The organism is Denitratimonas tolerans, from assembly GCF_037203605.1.
Classification (GTDB): domain Bacteria; phylum Pseudomonadota; class Gammaproteobacteria; order Xanthomonadales; family Xanthomonadaceae; genus Denitratimonas; species Denitratimonas tolerans.
This window is the reverse complement of the sequence record NZ_JBBDHC010000014.1, coordinates 25,107-45,590: the sequence shown is the minus strand read 5'-3', so window position 1 is coordinate 45,590 and position 20,484 is coordinate 25,107. Positions and strand designations below refer to the sequence as shown.

At 66.3% G+C, this 20,484-nt stretch carries 20 protein-coding genes and 1 pseudogene; all 21 read left to right on the top strand.

What is annotated here, in order from left to right; all coding sequences use genetic code 11:
* The first annotated feature begins 41 nt into the window (after window positions 1-41).
* The 21 genes and pseudogenes from WB794_RS10185 (at window position 42) to WB794_RS10085 (ending at window position 20,406) form a co-directional block, all read left to right on the top strand.
* Complete coding sequence (locus WB794_RS10185; RefSeq protein WP_337335743.1) at window positions 42-467, top strand: CopL family metal-binding regulatory protein; 426 nt, start codon at window positions 42-44, stop codon at window positions 465-467.
* A gap of 104 nt (window positions 468-571) precedes the next feature.
* Window positions 572-2,425, top strand: a complete 1,854-nt coding sequence (locus tag WB794_RS10180; RefSeq protein WP_337335742.1) for a copper resistance system multicopper oxidase — start codon at window positions 572-574, stop codon at window positions 2,423-2,425.
* A gap of 5 nt (window positions 2,426-2,430) precedes the next feature.
* Window positions 2,431-3,585, top strand: coding sequence for a copper resistance protein B (locus tag WB794_RS10175; protein ID WP_337335741.1), 1,155 nt, complete (start codon window positions 2,431-2,433; stop codon window positions 3,583-3,585).
* A 13-nt stretch (window positions 3,586-3,598) separates the two neighbouring features.
* Complete coding sequence (locus WB794_RS10170) at window positions 3,599-4,369, top strand: c-type cytochrome (protein WP_337335740.1); 771 nt, start codon at window positions 3,599-3,601, stop codon at window positions 4,367-4,369.
* Window positions 4,370-4,386: 17 nt separating this feature from the next.
* Complete coding sequence (locus WB794_RS10165; protein ID WP_337335739.1) at window positions 4,387-4,896, top strand: YybH family protein; 510 nt, start codon at window positions 4,387-4,389, stop codon at window positions 4,894-4,896.
* A gap of 29 nt (window positions 4,897-4,925) precedes the next feature.
* Window positions 4,926-5,435, top strand: coding sequence for a DUF411 domain-containing protein (locus WB794_RS10160; protein ID WP_415926676.1), 510 nt, complete (start codon window positions 4,926-4,928; stop codon window positions 5,433-5,435).
* A 109-nt stretch (window positions 5,436-5,544) separates the two neighbouring features.
* On the top strand, window positions 5,545-5,859 hold the full coding sequence (locus WB794_RS10155) for a four-helix bundle copper-binding protein (protein WP_337335737.1): 315 nt from the start codon (window positions 5,545-5,547) through the stop codon (window positions 5,857-5,859).
* Window positions 5,860-6,030: 171 nt separating this feature from the next.
* Window positions 6,031-6,414 carry a copper homeostasis periplasmic binding protein CopC gene (gene copC / locus WB794_RS10150; RefSeq protein WP_337335736.1) on the top strand — a complete coding sequence of 128 codons (384 nt, stop codon included), beginning with the start codon at window positions 6,031-6,033 and terminating at the stop codon, window positions 6,412-6,414.
* Between the two features lie 10 nt (window positions 6,415-6,424).
* Window positions 6,425-7,354, top strand: a complete 930-nt coding sequence (gene copD, locus WB794_RS10145; RefSeq protein ID WP_337335735.1) for a copper homeostasis membrane protein CopD — start codon at window positions 6,425-6,427, stop codon at window positions 7,352-7,354.
* A 104-nt stretch (window positions 7,355-7,458) separates the two neighbouring features.
* Window positions 7,459-7,692: a Sec-independent protein translocase subunit TatA gene (gene tatA / locus WB794_RS10140; RefSeq protein ID WP_096209561.1), complete on the top strand. Its 234-nt coding sequence runs from the start codon at window positions 7,459-7,461 to the stop codon at window positions 7,690-7,692.
* 33 nt (window positions 7,693-7,725) lie between these two features.
* Window positions 7,726-7,929: pseudogene (tatB, locus tag WB794_RS10135) on the top strand (Sec-independent protein translocase protein TatB); the annotation flags it as partial.
* 122 nt (window positions 7,930-8,051) lie between these two features.
* Window positions 8,052-10,625, top strand: a complete 2,574-nt coding sequence (locus tag WB794_RS10130) for a heavy metal translocating P-type ATPase (protein WP_337335734.1) — start codon at window positions 8,052-8,054, stop codon at window positions 10,623-10,625.
* Between the two features lie 108 nt (window positions 10,626-10,733).
* The gene (gene cueR, locus WB794_RS10125; RefSeq protein WP_100323233.1) at window positions 10,734-11,213 is read left to right on the top strand and encodes a Cu(I)-responsive transcriptional regulator; all 480 of its coding nucleotides are present in this window, start codon (window positions 10,734-10,736) and stop codon (window positions 11,211-11,213) included.
* A gap of 154 nt (window positions 11,214-11,367) precedes the next feature.
* Window positions 11,368-11,568 (top strand): heavy-metal-associated domain-containing protein, encoded by a 201-nt coding sequence (locus WB794_RS10120; protein WP_100322961.1) that lies wholly within the window; start codon window positions 11,368-11,370, stop codon window positions 11,566-11,568.
* 789 nt (window positions 11,569-12,357) lie between these two features.
* Window positions 12,358-13,680 (top strand): TolC family protein, encoded by a 1,323-nt coding sequence (locus tag WB794_RS10115; RefSeq protein ID WP_337335733.1) that lies wholly within the window; start codon window positions 12,358-12,360, stop codon window positions 13,678-13,680.
* A complete protein-coding gene (locus WB794_RS10110; RefSeq protein ID WP_337335732.1) occupies window positions 13,677-15,089 on the top strand; it encodes an efflux RND transporter periplasmic adaptor subunit in 1,413 nt (470 codons plus the stop codon). The genes WB794_RS10115 and WB794_RS10110 overlap by 4 nt, the downstream gene beginning before the upstream one ends.
* Window position 15,090: 1 nt before the next feature.
* On the top strand, window positions 15,091-18,243 hold the full coding sequence (locus WB794_RS10105) for an efflux RND transporter permease subunit (RefSeq protein ID WP_337335731.1): 3,153 nt from the start codon (window positions 15,091-15,093) through the stop codon (window positions 18,241-18,243).
* A gap of 172 nt (window positions 18,244-18,415) precedes the next feature.
* Window positions 18,416-18,928, top strand: coding sequence for a MerR family transcriptional regulator (locus WB794_RS10100; protein WP_200911324.1), 513 nt, complete (start codon window positions 18,416-18,418; stop codon window positions 18,926-18,928).
* Complete coding sequence (locus tag WB794_RS10095; protein ID WP_081759952.1) at window positions 18,925-19,254, top strand: DUF2933 domain-containing protein; 330 nt, start codon at window positions 18,925-18,927, stop codon at window positions 19,252-19,254. The genes WB794_RS10100 and WB794_RS10095 overlap by 4 nt, the downstream gene beginning before the upstream one ends.
* The gene (locus tag WB794_RS10090; protein WP_337335730.1) at window positions 19,241-19,906 is read left to right on the top strand and encodes a methyltransferase family protein; all 666 of its coding nucleotides are present in this window, start codon (window positions 19,241-19,243) and stop codon (window positions 19,904-19,906) included. The genes WB794_RS10095 and WB794_RS10090 overlap by 14 nt, the downstream gene beginning before the upstream one ends.
* A gap of 80 nt (window positions 19,907-19,986) precedes the next feature.
* On the top strand, window positions 19,987-20,406 hold the full coding sequence (locus WB794_RS10085; protein WP_298855014.1) for a hypothetical protein: 420 nt from the start codon (window positions 19,987-19,989) through the stop codon (window positions 20,404-20,406).
* Window positions 20,407-20,484 lie beyond the last annotated feature (78 nt).

The following is a 20,484-nucleotide window of genomic DNA, read 5'->3' as shown; positions in this document are numbered from 1 at the left end:
GTATTCATCCGGAGTTTATATCCGCACGTATACTAAGGCGCATGACTTTCCGCGCGCTCCTGATGCGTCTGTTCCTGATCGTTGCCTTGCTGGCGAACGGTCCGGGCATCGCTGGCGCGTCCATGCACATGGAGCACCTGCGCGACTTCGCGGGTCACGTCACCTACGTGACCGCGGCGCCGACAGCAGCCGAGGCCATGGCTGCCTGCCACGAGGCCGCGGCGGCTGCTCCGGTAGCCGATGATCACCATCACCCCCAGGCCACTGACGAGGCCGGAGCGGTATCGCCGTGGGACGACTGCTGTGAGACGGACAGTTGCTGTGCGTGCATGCACCATTGTTTTGCGGCACTCGTCGGTTCAACACTCGGCAACGTCTCCGTCCTGTATCGGCAAACCGCCGAGCCCTTCCTGTCGCTGCACGCGTCCGCTGCCCTGACCAATCTGTTCCGACCTCCGATCGGCTAAGTGTCGCTGCACGCCTCTTGAGGCGTTGATGGACCCTGTCCGCTGTTCCGCACCGACAGGGCAAGGCTCGCCCCGCGAGCCCCCGACCTTTCCCCGGAGTTTCCATGTCATCCGATTCTTTCGGCCGTGCCGAGGGGCTGTCTGCCCCGTCGCGCCGCCGCTTCGTCCAGGGCCTTGCTGTTGGCGGGGCCGTCGCAACCTTGGGCCTGTGGCCCCGTTCCAGCTGGGCCGTCAAGGCCGAGGGCCTGCCCAACGTGCTCTCGGGCACCGAATTCGACCTGACCATCGGCGAGACGCCGATGAACTTCACCGGCGCCACGCGCCCCGCGATCACAGTCAACGGATCGATTCCCGCACCCTTGCTGCGCTGGCGGGAAGGCACCACCGTCAACCTGCGGGTCCGCAATGCCCTGCCCCGCGGCTCGATCCATGGCGAGCAGGCGTCGATCCACTGGCACGGCATCCTGCTGCCGGCCGACATGGACGGCGTGCCCGGGCTGAGCTTCAACGGCATCAACCGTGGCGAGACCTACCAGTACCGCTTCAACGTCGTGCAGGGCGGCACCTACTGGTACCACAGCCATTCCGGCTTCCAGGAGCAGGCCGGTCTCTACGGGCCACTGGTGATCGAGCCGCTGGAACCCGAGCCCTTCGCCTATGACCGCGATTACGTGGTCATGCTCAGCGACTGGACCGACCTCGATCCGAAGCGCCTGTTCGCCCGGCTCAAGAAGCGGTCGGACTTCGACAACTTCTCCAAGCAGACGGTCGGCGATTTCTTCGACGACGTGAAGCAGCACGGCCTGGCCGCCACGGTCGAAGACCGCAAGATGTGGGGCCAGATGCGGATGACGCCGACCGACCTGTCGGACGTCAACGGCAACACCTATACCTTCCTCATGAACGGCACGACCTCGCTCGGCAACTGGACCGGGCTGTTCCGGTCGGGCGAGAAGGTCCGCCTCCGTTTCATCAACGGGTCCGCGATGACGTACTTCGACGTGCGCATTCCGGGCCTGAAAATGACGGTGGTCGCAGCCGATGGCCAGTACGTCCATCCGGTCACGGTCGACGAGTTCCGCATCGCCACGGCCGAAACGTTCGACGTGATCGTCGAACCCACCGGGCAGGATGCATTCACCATCTTCGCCCAGGACAGCGGCCGGACCGGCTATATCAGCGGCACGCTGGCCGTCAGGGAAGGGCTGCGGGCACCCGTGCCCAACGTCGACCCCAAGCCGCTCCTCACCATGGACGATATGGGCCACGGCGGCATGGGCGGCGGCGGTCACGACATGTCCTCGATGTCACACGGTGCGATGGCCGGCGGTGCGATGGCCGGGATGAACCACAGCGGCCACGACATGTCGTCGATGGCCGGAGGCGCAATGGCCGGCGGAAGCATGGCCGGGATGGATCACGGTGCCGGCGGGATGCAGGAACACCCTGCGAGCGAAACCGGCAACCCCCTGGTCGACATGCAGACGATGGCGCCCGCGCCCAGGCTGGATGACCCGGGCATCGGCCTGCGCGACAACGGCCGCCGCGTGCTCACCTACGCCGATCTGCGGAGCACGTTCCGCGATCCCGACGGGCGCGAACCCGGCCGCACGGTCGAGTTGCACCTGACCGGCCACATGGAGCGCTTCGCCTGGTCCTTTGACGGCGTGAAGTTCGCTGACGCGGAGCCCCTGCGCCTCAACTACGGCGAGCGCATGCGGATCGTGCTGGTCAACGACACGATGATGTCGCATCCGATCCACCTCCACGGCGTGTGGAGCGACCTCGAGGACGAGTCCGGCAACTTCATGGTGCGCAAGCACACTATCGACATGCCGCCGGGCACCCGACGCAGTTACCGGGTGCGTGCCGACGCGCTCGGCCGCTGGGCATACCACTGCCACCTGCTTTACCACATGGAAGCCGGCATGTTCCGCGAAGTGCGGGTGGAGGAATGAGCGCCATGATCGGTTCCAGCCGCCATCCCCTGGCCATCGGCCTGGCCTCCGCACTGTGGCTTGCCGCTGGGTTCGCGCCCGCGTGGGCGCAGGAGACAGACCACGCCTCGCACCATCCGGAAGCGAAGCCGGCTCCAGCTGCGACACCATCGTCACCTGAGCCTGTTGACCCACACGCCGGCCACCAGCCGACTCCGACAGACACGATGTCCGATGATCACGGGGCCATGGACCACGGCTCCATGAAACATGGGGCCGCGGACACTGCCGGCAGCGATCACTCCACGATGGATCACTCCACGATGGATCACTCCACGATGGACCACTCGGGGATGGACCACTCCACGATGGTCCACTCCGAGATGGATCACTCTGGCATGGACCACGCGTCGATGGGCCATCAGCCTGGTGCCAGCCAGGATCTCCCGGCGACCGCGGAGCCGCGCGAGCCTATTCCTGCCATCACCGCGGCCGATCGGGCCGCGGCGTTCCAGGACCTCGACGCGCACGTGATACACGGCGAAACGATCAATTCCTTCTGGTCGTTTGACCAGCTCGAGGCGTGGGATGCGGATGAGGACGGCACCGGCATGCTCTGGGAAGCGAAAGGCTGGGTCGGCACCGATCTGAACCGGCTCTGGCTGCGCAGCGAGGGCGAGCGGGTGGGCGGATCCACCGAGTCGGCGTATGCGGAAGTCCTGTACGGCCGGGCCATCGCCCCATGGTGGGACGCGGTCGCCGGTGTCCGACATGACTTCGGCTTTGGCGGCGGCCCGTCGCGCACTTATGCCGCGCTCGGCGTCATCGGCCTTGCCCCGTACAAGTTTGAAGTCGAAGCGACCGCGTACCTGGGCGAGTCCGGCCAGGTCGGGCTTGGGGCGGAAGCCGAATACGAAATGCTGTTCACCAACCGGCTGATCGGCCAGTGGCTCGTCGAGGGCGAAGCCTGGAGCAAGGACGATCCGGCGGTTGGAATCGGCAGCGGGCTGAGCAAGGTCGAAGCCGGTTTCCGCCTGCGCTACGAGTTCCATCGGCAGTTCGCTCCCTACGTCGGCGTGGTCTGGGAGCGCGCCTACGGAGGCACGGCGGACCTTCGTCGCGCGGAGACCGGGGATGTCGACGACACCCGGATCGTGGCCGGCGTTCGAATCTGGTTCTGACCGGAGTACTCATATGCAACCGAAGACACGCAAGCGTCTCTGGCTGATCGGAGTTCCCCTGGTTGTCGCAGTGGGCGCGGCGGGCTTTATCTGGGGCGGCGTATACAACGTCGCCGCGGATGACATGCACACCAGGCCCGTGCACTTTGTGCTCGAGACCGCACGCGAGCGCTCCATCCTGGCGCGTGCGGGAAGGTTGGACGTCCCGCCGGGCCTGGACGATCCAGCGAGAATCGTGCAGGGCGCGGGCAACTACGCAGCGATGTGCGCCGGGTGCCACCTGGCTCCATCGATGGCCGAAACAGAGATGAGCCAAGGCCTGTATCCAGCCCCGCCCAACCTCAGCCAGTACGGGGTCGATGCGCCAAAAGCGTTCTGGGTGATCAAGCACGGGATCAAAGCAAGCGGCATGCCCGCCTGGGGCAAGAACATGGAGGACGAGTACATATGGAACATGGCCGCGTTCCTGCAGGTGCTGCCCACGCTCGACGCGGCTGCATACAGGGAACTGGTCGACAGCAGCGAAGGCCACGCGCATGGCGGCGGCGAGACACACGACGACGACCATGACGAGGCGGCGACGGAGGATCACCCTGCCCAGCCCACAGCCGGGAGCGACGCGATGCCGCACGCGCAGTCGCCGGGTATGGACGATGACCACGGAAAGCGTGTTACCGACACAGAAGTCCGCGCGGTAGAGCATCGCCATGCCGATGGCAAAGTGCAGTCTCCACCTTCACCCCATATGACCGAGGCCGAAGACGGCCCTGCGCACACTCACTGAAAACCTGGAGTTGAACAATGAATGCAACAGCAATTTCGTCTGGCCTCGCGCTGATGCTGGCAATGGTGTCGCCCGCAATGGCGCAGACGGCACAGTCGCATGCACATCACCCCGCCGCTGCGGCAGCGGCGGACGTAGACGTGCCGGCCGCCGCGAAGGCCGCCGTCGCCGTGGCAGAGCGGTTCAGCACCGCCCTGTCCACCGGCGATCTGGCCACGGTCGGATCCCTGCTCGCTCCCGACGTCCTCATCCTCGAGTCCGGGGGTGCCGAGCGCAGCCGCGAGGAATACCTGGGCCATCACGCAGTCAGTGATGCGGCGTTCCTCAAGGGCGCCCATCGCCAGCTGCTCCGTCAGCGTGCACGAACCGCTGGCGAGTTCGCGTGGGTCGGCACCGAAAGCGAGCTGCACGCCCAGAAGGACGGCAAGCCACTGACCGTCCAGAGCACCGAGACGATGGTGCTGAAGCAGACCGCCGATGGCTGGCGGATCGTCCACATCCACTGGTCCTCGCGGACCAAGCGCTGAGCGGAGAACCAGAAATGAAAACCTGCAGATTGAACCGACTGGCGTGGGCGGCTTTTGCGGTCGCCGGCCTGGGTGCCTGCACCCAGGCGGCTACACCCGCGCAATCCACCATCGCACCCGCTGCACAGGTCGTCTCTGAAACAGCCGACGCCACTCCCGCTGCCCTGCCACGCATGACCGTCCACAAGACTCCGACCTGCGGGTGTTGCGGTAGCTGGGTCGACCACGTGCAGAAGGCGGGCTTCACCGTGGATGTGCACGACATGGATGACCTGGGTCCGGTCAAGGAGCGCCTGGGTGTCCCCTATGCAAAGGGCTCCTGCCACACGGCCGAGGTCGGCGGATACGTCATCGAGGGCCATGTCCCGGCTGAGGACATCAAGCGCCTTCTCGAGCAAAAGCCGGACGCACGCGGCCTGGTTCTGCCCGGAATGCCGCTCGGTTCGCCGGGCATGGAGGTCCCGGAAGGACGCCAGCAGCCGTATACGGTCGAGCTGGTCCATCACGACGGAACCACCGAACCCTTCGCACAGCATTGATCCGCAAGAGCAAGAGGGGGCGGTGTTGCGGGCGCGCCGATTCTCGCCCGCCACGATGCAGAGAGAGACTCATATGACTCACCATTCCGCAACCCACCGGTCCCAGGCCATGAACGAGTGCATCGACAACTGCACGCAATGCCATGCGATCTGTCTGGAGACCATCAACTATTGCCTGGGCAAAGGCGGTGCCCACGCGGCGCCGGAGCACATCGCCCTGCTGGCGACGTGTGCCGAGATCTGCTCGACCAGCGCCAATGCGATGCTGCGCGGTGCCAGCGTTCACGACGTGGTTTGCGGTGTCTGCGCGGAGATCTGCCGCCAGTGTGCCGATGCATGCGATGCCATGAACGACCCGGAGATGACGCGCTGCGCCGATGCCTGTCGCCGCTGCGCGGAAAGCTGTAGTGCCATGGCAGCCTGATGCGTCGGGGATCCCGCCGTAGCCAGCGGGATCCTCACTTCGCGAAACCACAAGCATCAAGAGTCGACGAACCGTTGTTTCACTGACAAGCAGACAGCCAACGCTGTCGGGTCCACCACTGCACGGCCCCAGGAACGGGACCTTGCATCACACTCGCAAAGAGGACAATCCATGAAGTCGTCAAACCTTTTCCGCTCCTTCGCGCTCGTCCTGGCAATCGCTGCAGGGCAGTTCTCGCTGCAGATCGCGCACGCCCACGCTGCGCTGCAGCAGTCCACACCGGCGGCAGATGCGGTGGTGGCCTCTCCAGGCCAGATCGATCTCGTGTTCAACGAAACACTGATTCCGCGGGCGTCGCGTCTCAAGTTGCTCATGAAGCACGGCAGCTCCACCATGCCGATCGAGAACTTCACGACCGAGATCGTCAACAACGGCAAGACCCTGCGTGCCAAGTTGCCCCAGCCGCTGGCTCCGGGCGTCTATACGGTGGAATACCGCGCCGTCGGCGGTGACAACCACCCCATGCCGGGCAGCTTCAGCTTCACGGTGCGCTGAGGAGTCGCGAATGTTCGACCTGTCGGCTTATGCACTGAGATTCCTCGAATACCTGGTTCTCATGGTTCTTTTCGGGGTTCCACTGTTCGGTTGGTACGGTTTGCGCCGACCGGCACTCGCCGACGCCCTGGCCGGGTGGCCATTCATGGGCGTTCTGTTGGTGAGTGCCGCCGTCGGGCTCGTGCTCACCGGGGCCGATGTCGTATTCAAGACCGCCGGCATCATGGGAATGCCGATTGCCGACGTTGATCGCGAATCGCTTGGCTGGTATCTGCTCGAAACGTCCGCGGGCCGCGCAGCCATGGCGAGAAGCGTGCTGCTGATCGCCATGGCGTTCTTGCTCGGGTGGCATCGTCGTCGCGGGACGGTGGAGTCCGCCTTCCCGCTGGCGGCGACGCTGGCGGGCGGCGCACTCGCTTCGCTGGCATGGAACGGCCACGCCGCTGCTGGCGAGGGCATGGCAGGTGCGGTCCGGCTTGCCGCGGGTCTCGTCCACCTTCTCGCAGCAGGCGGCTGGGTCGCAGCGGTCTTGATGTTCTTGGGGATGCTCCTGCAAGGCAAGGAAGCCTCCCGCAACGACCGCCTGCGATCCACGCATGATTTTCTACATGGCTTTTCGACGCTGGGCACGATTTTCGTAGCTGCGCTCATCGTGTCCGGTATCGCGCACTACGGTGATCTCACCGCTTGGTCCTTGCCGACGCTGGTGCAAAGCACCTACGGAAACCTGTTGCTGGTCAAGCTCGCTCTATTCGGCGGAATGCTCGGACTGGGAGCGCTGCACCGTTGGGCGCTGGTGCCACGCCTGGGACGGGCGTTGACCAGCGGAAACCCTGCGCAGGAAGTGCGCGCCCTGCGGCAGAGTCTGGCGGCGGAGGCCATATTGGCCACGTCGATCGTGGGCGTTGTTTCCGTGCTTGGGACCCTCAGTCCCATGTAGCGCTGCAACCGTTGTGCATCACTGATTATCCAAGCGCTCCGCAGCTACCAGTACTCATTGTCTCGGAGCAGGTGTTCTTTTCATCAACCATTGAGAGGGCTCTTATGGGAAGTTTCAGTATCTGGCACTGGCTGATCGTGCTTGCAGTCGTGGTGCTCGTGTTTGGTACCAAGCGGCTGAAGCACGCCGGGCACGACATTGGCCAAGCGATCAAGGGCTTCAAGCAGGGTGTCAGCGACGATCAAGTGACGCCGCCAGCCCAGTTGAGCATCGACGCACGAAACGCTGGCAGCCATGACGCCGAGCGCAGCCACCACGACGAAAGTGTCCCGCGCTGAGCACGCGACTCCGGTCCGAGCCCGACTCAAGGCATGTTCGACATTGGCTTTTCCGAGCTGTTCGTCATCGCGGTGGTCGCTCTGGTGGTGCTGGGCCCCAAGCGCCTGCCGAACGTTGCAAGGTTCGCCGGCCTGTGGGTCCGGCGCGCGCGCGCGCAATGGCATTCGGTGAAGTCCGAGCTGGAGCGCGAACTGGGCGAAGAGGAGCTCCGGCGCAGCCTGAGTCAGGCGCGCGAGGAACGCAGCGGCCTGGCCGCGCGGGTAGCACGTGCCGAGCTGTCGGGCCGCCTCAGTCCTTGACCTTGCCATCGTGGGAATCTTTAAGCTTGATTCCACGTCCTCGCTGAAGAGCTGGTTCCATGACCTCCGCTCCCATCCACGCGGTCCTCGATCCACCGAAGCGCGTCGCCACCCGTTTGAGCCTGCCGATCGAGGGCATGACCTGTGCCTCGTGTGTCGGCCGCGTCGAGCGCGCGTTGAAAGCCATCCCTCACGTCCAGACAGCCGCGGTCAATCTCGCCACCGAACGTGCCGACCTCACCTTCTTTGGCCTGGCCGATCCGCGGGCTGCGGTTCGCGCCATCGAGAGTGCCGGCTACACGGTGCGCGAAGAGACCACCGAGCTCGCGATCGAGGACATGACCTGCGCGTCGTGCGTGGGCCGGGTCGAAAAGGCGCTCGCACAGATCCCGGGCGTGCTCGAAGCCAACGTCAACCTGGCGACCGAGCGCGCGCGGGTGCGCCACCTTGCCGGGGTCGTTTCCACGGCGGACCTTGAAGCGGCGGTCGAACAGGCGGGTTACAAGTCCCGCCGCTTGTCCGTCGATACGGCAAGTGCAGGCGATCATGACGCCGAGCGTCGTGAGAGCGAGGCACGGGGGCTGCGGCGGGCTTTGACCATTGCCGCCGTCCTCACCTTGCCAGTCTTCATCCTCGAGATGGGGTCCCACTTGATTCCCGCCATGCATCATTGGGTGATGGGGGTCCTGGGTCAGCAGACGAACTGGTATATCCAGTTCGCGCTCGCCACCCTCGTGCTGTTTGGTCCGGGGCTACGCTTCTTCCGCAAGGGCGTACCAGCGTTGCTGCGCGCTGCCCCCGACATGAATTCACTGGTCGCGGTTGGCACGGCGGCCGCGTACGGCTATTCAGTCGTCGCGACCTTCGTCCCCGACGTGCTGCCCCCGGGCACCGCCAACGTCTATTTCGAGGCCGCCGTGGTCATCGTGACCCTGATCCTGCTCGGGCGCTCGCTGGAGGCGCGCGCCAAGGGGCGAACCTCACAGGCGATCAAGCGCTTGGTCGGACTCCAGGCCAAGACCGCGCGCGTCGAGCGCAACGGCGATACGGTCGAAATTCCGCTCGATCAGGTGGCGACCGGTGACGTCGTGCTGGTTCGACCGGGCGAGAAGATTCCGGTGGACGGCGAGGTCGTCGAGGGCGCCTCCTATGTCGACGAGAGCATGATCACCGGCGAGCCGGTCCCCGTATCGAAGGGGGTGGGCGCCGATGTCGTCGGAGGCACGATCAACAAGACCGGCGCTTTCAGTTTCCGCGTGACGAGGATCGGCGCGAACACGGTGCTCGCGCAGATCATCCGCCTGGTCGAGGAAGCGCAGGGTTCCAAGCTGCCGATCCAGGCGCTGGTCGACAAGGTCACCATGTGGTTCGTCCCGGCAGTGATGGCCGGGGCCGCGCTGACCTTCCTTGTTTGGCTGGCCTTCGGACCGGAGCCCGCGCTGTCCTTCGCGCTCGTCAATGCGGTCGCGGTGCTCATCATCGCCTGTCCCTGTGCCATGGGGCTGGCCACGCCGACCTCGATCATGGTCGGGACGGGCCGCGCGGCCGAGCTCGGCGTTCTCTTCCGCAAGGGCGAGGCCTTGCAGGCGCTGCGCGATGTGAGTGTCATCGCGCTCGACAAGACCGGCACGCTGACCAAGGGGCGCCCGGAGCTGACCGACCTGGTGCCTGCCGAAGGCTTCGAATACAACGAAGTCCTGGCGTTTGTCGCCGCGGTCGAGACCCGCTCCGAGCACCCGATCGCAGAAGCGATCGTCGACGCCTCCAAGCAGCGGGACATCACGCTCGCACCCGTCGGGGGCTTCGAGGCCACGCCGGGTTTCGGCGTGTCGGCCAAGGTCGCCGGTCGCACCGTCGCCGTCGGCGCGGACCGATTCATGACGCAGATCGGTATCGATGTGTCGGACTTCCTGCCTGTCGCCCAGCGTCTCGGCGACCAAGGCAAGAGTCCGCTCTATGCCGCGATCGACGGCCGGCTGGCGGCGGTGATCGCGGTGGCCGACCCGATCAGGGAGACCACGCCCGAGGCGATCAAGGCGTTGCATGCGCTGGGACTCAAGGTCGCGATGATCACCGGCGACAATGCCGCGACGGCCGCGGCGATCGCCAGGCAGCTCGGCATCGATGAAGTCGCGGCCGAGGTCTTGCCCGACGGCAAGGTCGCGGCGCTGAAGAAGTTCCGGACCAATGGCGCGCGGGTCGCCTTCGTGGGCGACGGCATCAACGACGCGCCGGCGCTGGCCGAAGCGGACGTCGGGCTCGCCATCGGCACGGGAACCGATGTGGCGATCGAGGCCGCCGACGTGGTGCTGATGTCGGGCGACCTGCGCGGCGTGACGAATGCCATCGCGCTCAGCCGAGCGACGATCCGCAACATCAAGCAGAACCTGTTCTGGGCTTTTGCCTATAACGCCCTGCTGATCCCGGTCGCGGCGGGTGCGCTTTACCCGGTGAACGGCATGTTGCTTTCGCCGATCTTCGCTGCGGCCGCGATGGCCCTCTCCAGTGTCTTCGTGCTCGGCAACGCGCTCCGGCTCAAGCGCTTCCAGGCTCCCATAACGATCGAAACCCGTACGGGGATGCCCCAGAGCGGGGCGGCATTGCCCAATCCGCGCCAGGCAATCGAACATTGATCCCAAGACACGGTGCCGCCTGACTGAACACCAAGACAGGATCGATGTGGCGGACGCCGGCCTAGCGTGTCGAACCAAGCATCCTTGGGTGACCAGGAAAAGAGAATGATGAATATCGGTGAAGCAGCCAAGTTTTCAGGCGTGTCGGCGAAGATGATCCGCTACTACGAACAGATCGGCTTGATCCCCAAAGCTGCGCGCTCTGAGGCCGGCTACCGACACTACAGCACGCCTGACGCTTATAGCCTTCGCTTTATCCGTCGCGCACGAGACCTTGGCTTCTCTGTCGAACAGATCGCAGAACTGCTGGTCTTGTGGCGCGACCGTGAGCGCGCAAGCGCCGACGTCAAGGCGATGGCGCTTTCCCATGCCGCCGGACTGAAGACGAGAATCGCCGAGCTGCAGGCGATGGTGCAAACGCTCGAGCATCTGGCCGACCACTGCCACGGGGATGACCGACCGGAATGCCCGATCCTTGCGGATCTGGCCGAGCCAACAGCGGCGGAGTCGCGTTCGCAGGGTCCACATAGGACGCCTCGGTTTGGGGCCGACACGCCCGCCTCCTCGCGTAACCGCGGCGTCAGATGACTCATTCGTGGTCGGACGTGCATTCGCAAGAGTTCTCGGCGCCGTTGTCGGCCAGCCGTGAGCAGCTTGCAAACATTCTGCTGATAGCCGATTGACCTTGCCACGCTGTCAAACCCCATATTGATCCGACACCACAGTCGATCAGGAGATCAAGATGCTTCGTTTCCACATTCCAAACATGACATGCGGCGGCTGCGCCAAGTCCGTCAAGAAGGCACTGCTCAGTGTGGACCCCCAAGCCCGCATCGAAACCGACCCACCGACGCGTCAGGTGAGGGTCGATAGCGACATGGACGGGGGCGCGTTCCTCTCAGCGCTCAGTGAGGCTGGGTACCCGGACGAGCGATCAGCCTGAAGCTGGTTCCGGCCGCCGCCGGCGCGCTCTACTCGCGCTCGGGGATCCCGCTGAGCCCGATGGTTGCGGCGCTCGCCATGAGACTGAGCTAGGTGTCGGTTGTGGCCCGCGCGCTTCGCCTGGCCGGGTCGGCTCCGGTTTCGGCGACACCGAAAGCGGCCATACCGGTCCAGTCACCCGATCTGCCCGGGGGATTGATCTGGATCAGTTGCATCGGGCCGGACATGGGGTAAACTCAAGTCATGATCCGTCGTCGCTACCGGAACTGGTTGCAGCGCGCCGCCCTCCTCGCGATGGCGGCGCTGCTCTGGTCCCAGTTCGCGCTGGCCGGTCATGGCGGTTGCCTGGATCTCCCGGGAGCGACCACCGCAGACGCGGCTGACGCTTACGCCCTACACGACCCCAACCACGGCTGTGACGCCGATCTTCCCTCAGCGGACACGGCGCTGTGTGCCGCACATTGCAGCGAAGGGGGCATTTCGGCTGACAGCAGTCGCATCCCCCCGGTGCCACCGCTTATTGTCGGTGCGTGGCTCTCCTGGTTCGCGGTCGCTCAGACCGCAGACGCCGGTCCCGGGGTTTCGTCTGCATGGGTGGATGCACCACCCAGGCCCGCCTGGCACAGCCCCACCGCCCATCCAGCGGCTCTCCTGCTGATCTGATGCCCGAACGCTGACTGCTCCGCACGCCTCTGTGCGGCGCAGTGCTGTGCGTTCGTGCCGTGCGCGTCACGGCATGTGTTCTGCCTCGTCCGAGCGACCTGCGTCGCGTCGGCCCAAGGACACTGATATGGCATCCCTGTTCGACCCGATGCAGGCCAGGCGCCTGCACCCTTACCCGCTGTTCCGCCGTCGGCCACTGCTCCGGCACCTGCTTGCCTGCGTGTTCGCCGGCGGCTTGTGGACGCTGGCGCTGCCCGCGACCGCCACCGAACCCATCCCGGGGCACAGCCTCGAGTCGATCCGCACCTGGGTTCTGGAACACAACCCCGAGCTGCGGGCCATGGACTTCGAAACCCAGGCCGCCGAAGCGAGGATCCTTCCCGCAGGTGCCCTGCCCGATCCGATGGCCTCGGTTGGATTCCGCGGCCTCGATCCGGACAAGCCCTGGCGCACCGCCGGTGCCGAGCGCGAGGTGAACTACGCGCTGCGCCAGCGCTTCCCGCTCTGGGGCAAGCGCGGGCTGGCGCGGACCGCGGCCAGCCAGGACGCGATCGCGGTCGGACTCGACCGCATCACCACGGCGCGCGATCTGCTGTCCGACGCCGAGGCGGCCTACGCACGGTATTGGCATGCCGACCAGGCCGTGGCCGTGCTCGATCGCCGCATCGCCCTGCTCCGCCAGGTGGAAGAGATGGCCGGCGTGCGCTACGCCCTGGGCCGCGCGGCGCAGCAGGATGCCATCCGCGCCCAGGTCGAGCAGACCAGCCTGCAGCGCGAGCGGATCGAACGCCTCGCGACCAAGCAGGAGGCGGCCGCCACCTTGAACGCGGTGCTGGGGCGCCGGTCCGATGCACCGCTGGCGACTCCCGGCGAGGCGCCGCGCCTCGCCGTCCACAGCGCCTCGCTTGCCGAGGCACTGGATGACGCCGATGCGCATCCCGCGGTGCGCTCGCAGCAGGCCCGCGCCGAGGCGGCGCGCACGAACGTGGTGCTGCAGCGTCGCAACCGCTTTCCGGACATCACCCTGGGCGTGGGTGCGATGCAGCTCGGCAACGGCCTCGAAAGCACCGAGCTGATGCTCGAGGTCGAGATCCCGTTCCAGCAGCGCGCCCGCCGCGAACGCGAGCGCGAGTCGCGCCTGCTCGAAGACGCGGCGCTGGCCCGCAGAGATGCCACGTTGCGGGCCGTCGAGGAACGCGGCGCTTCCGCCTGGTCGCAGTGGACCAGCGCACGCGAGCGCCGCGCGCTGATCGAGAACACGCTGCTGCCGCAGGCCGACGCCACCTGGCAGTCCGCGCTGGCCAGCTACCAGGTCGGCGAAGTCGACTTCGGGACGCTGCTGGAAGCACTCAATGAATGGCAGGGCGCCGACCTCGCACGGGTCGATGCACTGCGTGACGAACTGTTGGGCGCCGCCGCCGTGCGCGCCATCGAAGGAGAGATCCGATGACCCGTGTCCAGACCCTGTCGCTCGCCATCGGCGTTGCACTCGCCGCCCTCGCCGTCGGCTGGATGGCGGGCCGCGCCACGAACGGTTCGCCCACCGCAGCCACGTCCGCCGAAGCGCCGGCCGCGGAACGCAAGGTGCTCTATTACCGCAATCCCATGGGCCTTCCGGACACCTCGCCGGTGCCGAAGAAGGACCCGATGGGCATGGACTACATTCCGGTCTACGCCGGCGACGCGCCTGCCGCGGCGCCGGGAACGGTGGTGATGCCACCCGACAAGGTGCAGGCGCTGGGCGTGCGCACCGAAGCGGTCAAGCGCGGAGCCCTGTCCGCTACCGTGCGCACCAGCGGCACGGTCGAGGTCGACGAGACCCGGCAGTACGCGATCGCCCCGCGCTTCGAAGGCTGGGTGGAGCGGCTGTACGCGAACCAGACCGGCATGCGGGTCAGCGCCGGGCAGCCGCTGCTCTCCGTCTACAGCCCGCAGCTGGCCGCGGCGCAGCAGGAATACCGGCTGGCCGACGAGACCGCCCGCAGGCTGGCCGGGTCCGATCCCGCGAGCGCGGCGTCGATGGTCCGCCTGCGCGATGCCGCCCGCACCCGCCTGCGCAACTGGGAAATCAGCGACGCGCAGATGGGCAAGGCCGGTCTGGTGCTCACCGCGCCCGCGGACGCGGTCGTGATCGAGAAGCCGGTGGTCCAGGGCGCACGCTTCGAGCCCGGCGAAACCATCCTGCGCCTGGCGGACCTCTCGACGGTGTGGGTGATCGCCAAGGTCCCGGCGGCGCAGGCCGCGGGTATCCAGCCCGGCCAAACGGCCCGCTTTGAAACCGTGGCCCTGCCGGGCCAGGTGGCCGAGGGCGAGGTCACCTTCGTGCAGCCCGTCATCGATGCGATGACGCGCACCGTGGATGTGCGCATCGCCCTGCCCAACCCCGCTGGCGACCTGCGGCCCGGGCTGTATGGGACGGTGGTGCTGGAGGAGCCGGGAGCTGGACCGGTCCTGACCGTTCCGCGCTCGGCCGTGCTCGACAGCGGCACGCGCCAGGTGGTGCTGGTCGAGACCGGCCCTGGCCGCTTCGCACCGCGCGATGTCAGCCTGGGGCGGCGCGGCGGCGATCGCATCGAGATCCTCGACGGCCTGACCGAGGGCGAACAGGTCGTGGTCTCCGCCAACTTCCTGATCGACGCAGAAAGCAACCTGCAGTCGGCGCTCCAAGGACTTGAAGGTCACACAGGACACGGGACCCCCTCGGGCACCACTGAGGATCCGCACGCCGGGCACGGTGAGGACGCCGCTGACCCGCACGCAGCCCATGGTGATGAGGTTGCTGATCCGCACGCCGGCCACTCCATGCCCGCCGCCCCGGAGAAGACTCCGCCCTCCCCCACCAGCCACGAGGGGCACTGACATGCTTGGCCGCCTCATCGAATGGTCGGTCCGCAACGTCTTCCTGGTCCTGGTGATGACACTGGCGATCGTCGCCGGCGGCATCTACGCCCTGATGAACACGCCGCTGGATGCCCAGCCGGACCTGTCGGACGTGCAGGTGATCGTGTTCACCGAGTATCCGGGGCAGGCGCCCCAGGTGGTCGAGGACCAGGTCACCTATCCGCTGACCAGCGCCCTGCTCTCGGTGCCCAGGTCGAAGGACGTACGCGGCTTCTCGTTCTTCGGCGCCTCCTTCATCTACGTCATCTTCGAAGAAGGGACGGACCTCTACTGGGCGCGCTCGCGCGTGCTCGAGAACCTCAACGTCGCGTCGAAGAACCTCCCGGCCGGCGTGGCACCTGCGCTGGGACCCGACGCGTCCGGCGTGGGCTGGGTCTACCAGTACGTGCTGCAGAGCGACCGCCACTCGCTGGACGAGCTGCGCGCGATGCAGGACTGGTACCTGCGTTACCAGCTCACCACCGCGCCCGGCGTGGCCGAGGTCGCCAGCGTCGGCGGCTTCGTGCGCCAGTACTCGATCACCGTCGATCCGGTCCGGCTGCGCGAGTTCGACATCCCGATTTCACGCGTGTCCGAGGTGATCGCCGAGAGCAACCGCGACGTCGGCGGCCGCGTGATCGAGATGGCCGAGACCGAGTACATGGTGCGGGGCCGCGGCTACCTGCGCGGTATCGAGGATATCGAGAGCCTGGTTCTGCGCGCCGAAGGGGGCGCACCGGTGCTGATCGGCGACGTCGCCCGGGTCGAACTGGTACCCGATGAGCGCCGTGGCATCGCCGACCTGGACGGCGAAGGCGACGTTGTGGGCGGGATCGTCATTGCGCGCTTCGGCGAAAACGCCCTGGCCGTGATCGGCGGGGTGAAGGACAAGATCGCGGAACTTGCGCGAGGCCTGCCCGAAGGCGTCAGCGTCCAGGCGGTCTACGACCGCTCCGACCTCATCGTGCGTGCGATCAAGACGCTGCGCACGACGCTGCTCGAGGAGAGCCTGATCGTCGCGCTGGTTTGCCTGCTGTTCCTGTTCCATGCGCGCAGCGCGCTGGTCGCGATCGTCATGCTGCCCGTCGGCGTGCTGATCGCGGTGATCGCGATGCGCATGCTGGGCATGAACTCCAACATCATGAGCCTGGGCGGCATCGCGATCTCGATTGGCGTGATGGTCGACGCGGCGATCGTGATGATCGAGAACGCGCACAAGCACATCGAACGCTCCGACGGCTCCCGCAGCCGGACCCAGCTGATCATCGATGCCTGTCGCGAGGTCGGGCCGGCGCTGTTCTTCAGCCTGATGATCATCACCGTCTCCTTCCTGCCGGTGTTCGCCCTGGAGGCGCAGGAAGGGCGCCTGTTCAAGCCGCTGGCATTCACCAAGACGTTCGCGATGGCCGGTGGCGCGCTGTTGTCGATCACGCTGGTACCGGTACTCATGCTGCTGTTCGTGCGCGGCAAGATCGTGCCCGAGCACAAGAATCCGGTGAACCGGTTCCTGGTTGCGGCCTATCGGCCGGTGATCAACGTCGTTCTGCGGCACCGCATGGCCACAGTCATGTTCGCGCTGGTCGCCCTGTTTGCCAGCCTGTGGCCTGCATCGCGCCTGGGCAGCGAGTTCATGCCCACGCTCAACGAAGGCACGCTGCTGTACATGCCCGCGTCGCTTCCCGGCATGTCGGTGACCAAGGCATCGGAGCTGCTGCAGCAGCAGGACCGGATCATCAAGGGCTTCCCGGAAGTGGAGTCGGTGTTCGGCAAGGCGGGTCGCGCCCTGACCGCCACCGACCCGGCGCCGCTGGAGATGTTCGAGACCGTCATCAACCTCAAGCCCGAGGACGAGTGGCGTGAGGGCATGACCACCGACAAGCTCATCGCCGAGATGGACGAGGCGCTGAAGTTCCCGGGCGTCGCCAACTCCTGGACGATGCCGATCAAGGCCCGCACCGACATGCTGGCCACCGGCATCCGCACGCCCGTGGGCATCAAACTCTTCGGCACGGACCTTGAGCAACTCGACGCGCTGGCCACCGAGATCGAAGCGGTGGTGCGTGAGGTGCCGGGGACGACCAGCGCGTTCGCCGAGCGCCTGACCGGCGCCTACTACCTCGACATCACCCCCGACCTGGGGCGCCTGGCCCAGTACGGCGTCACCCTGGGCGAGGTGCAGGACGTGGTGGCCGCCGCGCTGGGCGGCGAGATCGTCACCACCATCCTCCAGGGCCGCGAGCGCTTCAGCGCGATCGTGCGCTACCCGCGCGAGCTGCGCGACGATCCGCACCGGATCGGCAGCCAGGTCCTGGTGCCGGTCCCCGGCGGCGCCCAGGTGCCGCTGGGCGAACTGGCGCAGATCGAGGTCAGGAAGGGGGCGCCGAGCATCCGCACCGAGAACGCGATGCTGGCGGCTTACATCTACGTCGATACCCGCGAGAGCGATCTCGGCCGCTACGTGAAGGCTGCGCAGGAAGCGGTCACCGAGCAGGTGCAGTTCCCGCCTGGCTACTACGTGACCTGGAGTGGACAGTACGAGTACATGCAACGTGCCGCGGAGAAGATGCGTGTCGTCGTTCCGGTGACGCTGGCGCTGATTTTCCTGCTGCTGTACCTCAACTTCCGCCGCGTCACCGAGTCGCTGATCGTGATGCTGTCGGTGCCCTTCGCACTGGTCGGTGGCATCTGGCTGATGTGGATGCTCGACTACAACACCAGCGTCGCGGTGATCGTGGGCTTCATCGCGCTGGCCGGCGTCGCCGCGGAAACCGGCGTGGTGATGCTGATCTACCTCGACCACGCACTTGAAGCGCGTGCCGCGCAGAGGCAGGCCGAAGGGCGGGCGCTGGATGCACGGGACCTGCGCGAGGCCATCATCGAAGGCGCGGTCGACCGCGTGCGCCCGAAGATGATGACCGTGGTCGCGATCATGGCGGGCCTGCTGCCGATCATGTGGAGCAGCGGCACCGGCTCGGAAGTCATGCGCCGGATCGCCGCGCCGATGGTGGGCGGCATGGTGTCGTCGACGGTGCTGACGCTGGTGGTGATCCCGGCACTGTACTCGTTGATCAAGCAGCGGCAGCTGGCCAGGAAGGCGCCGGCATCCGCCGCGCTGACCGTTGAAGTGCCGTGATGTGGCGCACGTTCAACGCAAGTAAGAACGGATTGTCCGCGCACGTACGGACGAGAACATCCGTCCGTTCGCGGCGAGGTCACGCGTTACTGGCTCCGTCCGCCCCAGGGCGGCTTGACCTGCGTGCGAGACACAGGTCTAGCCTGATCAACACCTTGCCGGGAGTACGCCAATGACGGCCAAAGACGAAGTCGCGCCGCCGCTGATGACGGTCCGCCAGCTGGCACGGCAGGGCGATGTCACGGTGCATGTGGTGCGCAACTACCTGCGGCGCGGCCTGCTGCAGGCGGCGAGGCACACCGAGAGCGGCTACCAGCTGTTCTCGGCTTCGGAGCTCCAGCGCCTGCGCTTCATTCGCACCGCCCAACAGCTCGGCTTCACGCTGGCGGAGATCGAGGAAATCGTCCGCCACAGTGTTCTGCGAAGGAGTCCCTGCCCGCTGGTGCGCGACATCATCCGACGCAGACTCGAAGACACCCGCCAGCAACTGGACAACCTGCTGGCCATGCACGGGCGGATGGAGCATGCCGTCCACGCCTGGACTTCGCTGCCGGACTCCATCCCGACTGGCGACGATGTCTGCGCATTGATCGAATCCGTTGCCGCCGCTGAGGGCGGCGGATTCGTCAGGTCCACCCCGGGGCGACTCCTTGGACGTCGCCCCACTCAGGAGAACTTGCCATGACTGTTCCTGGTCCTGCCACCTCAGGGTCCCGACGTTGGGTCTTCTGGATCTTCCTGGCGCTGGCCCTGTTCTATCTCGGCGTCGAGCACCGCGCCCACCTTGCGGGGACGCTCCGCTGGCTGCCGCTGGCCATCCTGCTGCTGTGTCCCTTGATGCATGTGTTCATGCACAAAGGGCATGGCGGTCATGGAGGCGACGGAAGTCATGGGCGCGACGGCAATGCCGACGACCCACCCCATGGCCACCATCAGAGCCGTCGGAACCGGGCATGGAACGACGAAACGTCCGACACCTCGAACGAAGGACACCGACATGCACGCACCTGACTCCGGCTACGGTCTTTGGCTCCTCGCCGCCATCAACGCCGCGTTCTTCATCTTCTTCGCCTGGAGCTTCTACAAACCGCTGACCCGTTGGGACTGGCGTGGGTTCGGTATGTTCTCCGCCTTCGTCGTGGCCCTGTTCGCGGAAATGTATGGCTTCCCGCTGACGCTGTACGTCTTGGGCGGGTGGCTCAGCGCCAACTATCCGCAGGTCAACTGGCTCAGCCACGACGCCGGCCATCTGCTGGAGATGTGGTTCGGCTGGCGCGCCAATCCGCATTTCGGTCCATTCCACCTGGCGAGTTTCATCCTGATCGGCGGCGGGTTCTGGCTCCTGTCGGCAGCCTGGCCCGTGCTGTATCGGGCACAGCGTGAGGGTCGGCTTGCCCGGGAGGGCGCGTATGCACGCATGCGTCACCCGCAGTACGTCGCCTTCGTACTCGTACTGACTGGTTTCCTCCTGCAGTGGCCCACGCTGCTCACGCTCGCCAGCTATCCGGTGCTGGTGTGGGCCTATGCCCGCCTCGCGCGTCGTGAGGAGAGAGATTGCCTGAGCCGCTTCGGCGAGGACTACGTGAGCTACATGCAGGAGGTGCCGGCCTTCATACCGCGACGCCGGCGCGGTCCTGTCCGATCGGCGGGGGAAGTCCGATGAAGGCCGACCGTCGTGTTCCATCCGTTTGTGCTCTCGCAGTCTCGCTGTTTCGCCTCACATCCATTCAAGGAGTCCACACAATGAACAACGTCACACATGCCGCCTGTTTTGCTGGCCCACGCACCAATCCCAATCGCTGGTTCGCCGCGCTGGCGCTGGCGGGCGCCTTTGCCTTCTCCTTCGCACTGCCGGGGGCTGCTTCCGCGAGCGAAGGCGGGTTCCGCCACAACGTGTTGATGCGCGGCCAGGTTCTGGAGACGCAGGACGACACACTGGTGGTCTGCGTCGGCAAGGCCGACGGAGCCCAGGTCGACCAGGTGCTGGATGTGATCCGGCACAAGCGCCGTAACCGCGGTCCCCGGGGTATCGGGCCGCGCTTTCGCCGGGAAGCCGTCGGTCAGGTGCGCATCACCGGGCTGTTCGACGACCACTACGCAGAGGCTGAAGTGATCTCCGGAAAGCCCAAGGTCAATGACATCGTCGAGCTGATTCGACCGTGAGCAAGCCACGCGTCCGGCGCGATCTGCGTCGGACGTGTGCCCGCTGTCCCCCATCACTTCCTGCCAGAACCGGAGCTC

Bases quoted from the DNA above. Each gene is read 5' to 3' on its own strand.
- copC (WP_337335736.1), top strand. From the start codon at position 6,031: ATGAAGTCGTCAAACCTTTTCCGCTCCTTCGCGCTCGTCCTGGCAATC.
- copD (WP_337335735.1), top strand. From the start codon at position 6,425: ATGTTCGACCTGTCGGCTTATGCACTGAGATTCCTCGAATACCTGGTT.
- WB794_RS10095 (WP_081759952.1), top strand. From the start codon at position 18,925: ATGACTGTTCCTGGTCCTGCCACCTCAGGGTCCCGACGTTGGGTCTTC.
- WB794_RS10130 (WP_337335734.1), top strand. From the start codon at position 8,052: ATGACCTCCGCTCCCATCCACGCGGTCCTCGATCCACCGAAGCGCGTC.
- cueR (WP_100323233.1), top strand. From the start codon at position 10,734: ATGAATATCGGTGAAGCAGCCAAGTTTTCAGGCGTGTCGGCGAAGATG.
- WB794_RS10185 (WP_337335743.1), top strand. From the start codon at position 42: ATGACTTTCCGCGCGCTCCTGATGCGTCTGTTCCTGATCGTTGCCTTG.
- WB794_RS10120 (WP_100322961.1), top strand. From the start codon at position 11,368: ATGCTTCGTTTCCACATTCCAAACATGACATGCGGCGGCTGCGCCAAG.
- WB794_RS10105 (WP_337335731.1), top strand. From the start codon at position 15,091: ATGCTTGGCCGCCTCATCGAATGGTCGGTCCGCAACGTCTTCCTGGTC.
- WB794_RS10115 (WP_337335733.1), top strand. From the start codon at position 12,358: ATGGCATCCCTGTTCGACCCGATGCAGGCCAGGCGCCTGCACCCTTAC.
- WB794_RS10085 (WP_298855014.1), top strand. From the start codon at position 19,987: ATGAACAACGTCACACATGCCGCCTGTTTTGCTGGCCCACGCACCAAT.
- WB794_RS10165 (WP_337335739.1), top strand. From the start codon at position 4,387: ATGAATGCAACAGCAATTTCGTCTGGCCTCGCGCTGATGCTGGCAATG.
- WB794_RS10100 (WP_200911324.1), top strand. From the start codon at position 18,416: ATGACGGCCAAAGACGAAGTCGCGCCGCCGCTGATGACGGTCCGCCAG.
- WB794_RS10110 (WP_337335732.1), top strand. From the start codon at position 13,677: ATGACCCGTGTCCAGACCCTGTCGCTCGCCATCGGCGTTGCACTCGCC.
- WB794_RS10180 (WP_337335742.1), top strand. From the start codon at position 572: ATGTCATCCGATTCTTTCGGCCGTGCCGAGGGGCTGTCTGCCCCGTCG.
- WB794_RS10175 (WP_337335741.1), top strand. From the start codon at position 2,431: ATGATCGGTTCCAGCCGCCATCCCCTGGCCATCGGCCTGGCCTCCGCA.
- tatA (WP_096209561.1), top strand. From the start codon at position 7,459: ATGGGAAGTTTCAGTATCTGGCACTGGCTGATCGTGCTTGCAGTCGTG.
- WB794_RS10170 (WP_337335740.1), top strand. From the start codon at position 3,599: ATGCAACCGAAGACACGCAAGCGTCTCTGGCTGATCGGAGTTCCCCTG.
- WB794_RS10090 (WP_337335730.1), top strand. From the start codon at position 19,241: ATGCACGCACCTGACTCCGGCTACGGTCTTTGGCTCCTCGCCGCCATC.
- WB794_RS10155 (WP_337335737.1), top strand. From the start codon at position 5,545: ATGAACGAGTGCATCGACAACTGCACGCAATGCCATGCGATCTGTCTG.